4 protein-coding genes are annotated in these 2,016 nt (G+C 47.8%); all 4 read right to left on the bottom strand.

Going from position 1 to position 2,016, the window contains the following annotated elements; translation table 11 throughout:
- Nucleotides 1-285: ATP-binding cassette domain-containing protein (locus Q0236_RS01860; protein ID WP_297914367.1), on the bottom strand; the 285-nt coding region annotated here is incomplete at its 3' end.
- The gene (locus tag Q0236_RS01855; RefSeq protein WP_297914364.1) at nucleotides 272-664 is read right to left on the bottom strand and encodes a hypothetical protein; all 393 of its coding nucleotides are present in this window, start codon (nucleotides 662-664) and stop codon (nucleotides 272-274) included. The genes Q0236_RS01855 and Q0236_RS01860, both read right to left, overlap by 14 nt.
- Nucleotides 664-1,431 (bottom strand): molybdate ABC transporter substrate-binding protein, encoded by a 768-nt coding sequence (gene modA / locus Q0236_RS01850; protein ID WP_297914361.1) that lies wholly within the window; start codon nucleotides 1,429-1,431, stop codon nucleotides 664-666. Before modA ends, Q0236_RS01855 begins: the two co-directional genes overlap by 1 nt.
- A gap of 113 nt (nucleotides 1,432-1,544) precedes the next feature.
- On the bottom strand, nucleotides 1,545-2,016 hold a 472-nt coding region (locus Q0236_RS01845), incomplete at its 5' end, for a molybdopterin-binding protein (RefSeq protein WP_297914358.1).

Below are 2,016 nucleotides of genomic sequence, written 5' to 3'. Positions count from 1 at the left end.
ATTGCCCGTCACACTCATATTCTCAAAAAGTGCGTAGTCTTGAAACAAAAAGCCGATCCTGCGCTTGCCCGCACTTAAGAATTCATTGCCTTCTTGCAGCACACGATCGCTGTCTTTTATGCTACCACTATCTGCGCGCAAAAATCCAGCCAAAATGCGCAGCAGTGTAGTCTTACCGCTGCCGCTGCGCCCATATAGGCATACAAACGAGCCTTTGTTAATCTCTAAGCGAGCATCAATCGAGAAATCATCACTGATTTTTTTCTTACAATCAATCGTTATCATATTTTTCTATATATATCGCAGTGGCGCTAATGTATGCGAAAACCTCGTCGCCCTCGCGTAAAGCAAGCTCCTGCGCAGAATGCGCGCTAATGAGCACATCAAAGCTTATCTTGCCTTCAAACCTGAGCGTGCATAGAATTTCGCCCAAGCTTAGGCTCGTAATCTTGCCGTGAATTTCATTTTCGCTAGATACGCCACTTGGGGCTTCGCGAGATAAAAGCACATCAGTGCTTTTAAAGCCCACGTAAACTTCGCTACCCACCTTAAGCTCGCTACTTAGCTGCAGAAATACGCCACGTAGCTTGATGCCGCCCGCGATAAATCCTACAGAATGGATGCCGTCTTTTTGTAAAATTTCGTTGATTCTCGCTCTAATCATTAAAACTCGTATCCGTATTTAGCAAAGATCTCTTTGCCCTTATCGCTTAGGATAAAATCATAAAACGCCTTGGCTTCGGCGTTGTCTTTAGCGCGGTTTAGCACGACCATGCCTTGAGCTATCGGCTCGTAGAGTTTGGTATCGACCAAGACGAAATTTTTGCCCTCTTTGCAAGGCTTATCGTTGCAGCCGTCCTTCGCCATCTTAGGCGCATACATCGCGCTAGCCGCGATAAAGCCGACGTCGGAAGCTTTAAGCGCTTGCGAAAGAGCCTCGCCGATCGATTTTGCTTCTACGATTTTGCCTTTAATCTCATCGTAAACTCCCGCTTTTTGGAAGGCCTGTACGCTTGCGGTGCCGTAAGGAGCGGTCTTTGGATTTGCTATCGAAATCGTTTTTACGCTAGGGTCTTTTAAAGCTTCAAGCCCCTTGCTAAGATCTACGCCGCGCACGCTAAACATCGCCACTTTGCCTTTGGCGTAAGTTTTGGCAGGCGCCGTCGCAAAGCCCTCTTTATGCAGATCGTCTGCGAATTTCATATCCGCCGCCATAAAAATATCAAACGGCGCGCCGTTTTTGATCTGCGTACTAAGCGCTCCGCTCGCACCCAAGCTCACATTTAGCGTAGTTTGCGGATGTAGCTTGGCAAATTCCGCCTTGATCTCGTCAAACGCATACGTCGTGTTCGCAGCGGCTGCTACGCTAACCTCGCCTGCGCTAAGCGCGCCTGCGGTTAAAATTCCTAAAAGCACCACTTTTAACTTCATTTTAAAATCCTTTCGTAAAATTTTGGCTCTCGCCACAATGTTTAAATTTCAAGTGGGGCTCGCGGCGGTAAATTTAGAACGCTCTTTGAATTTATGCCGCAAACGCCCCAAAATCAGGCGCCGATAATGATCTCGCTAGGCTCCACTATCGCAATAACCTCATCGCCCACTCCAAGAGCCATCGCAGTTGCCGATTCTCGCGTGATGATCGACGTGATAGTTTGGTGCGAGTTTGTATTTAGGCAGATCTCGGCATTTACCGCGCCGATTTTCACCTCGCAAATCGTACCTTTTATCTGGTTGGCAGAGCTTACCCTCAGATCGTCCTTGCCGTTTTTTGCGATGATGACGCTAGGGGCTTTGAATAAAAACAGCACCTCTTTGCCGACTTTAAGACCCAGGTTTTTCTCGCTTTCTACCGTTATCATCGCGCATAACGGCTCGCCACCGGCGAGTTTGGCGATGATTTGCGAATTTACCGCTCCGGTTTGGATTTCGGTGATCTCTACGCTTAATTGATTTCTCGTGGAGAGCTTCATACCGATCTTCTCTAAGCTTAAAAGGCTCTCTTCGGTGATCTCGTCA

This window comes from uncultured Campylobacter sp. (assembly GCF_938031315.1).
GTDB lineage: Bacteria > Campylobacterota > Campylobacteria > Campylobacterales > Campylobacteraceae > Campylobacter_B.
This window is presented reverse-complemented; position numbering and strand designations above follow the sequence as displayed.

Excerpts from the sequence above, each read along its gene's own strand:
- Q0236_RS01855 (WP_297914364.1), bottom strand. The coding sequence starts at position 664 with ATGATTAGAGCGAGAATCAACGAAATTTTACAAAAAGACGGCATCCAT.
- modA (WP_297914361.1), bottom strand. The coding sequence starts at position 1,431 with ATGAAGTTAAAAGTGGTGCTTTTAGGAATTTTAACCGCAGGCGCGCTT.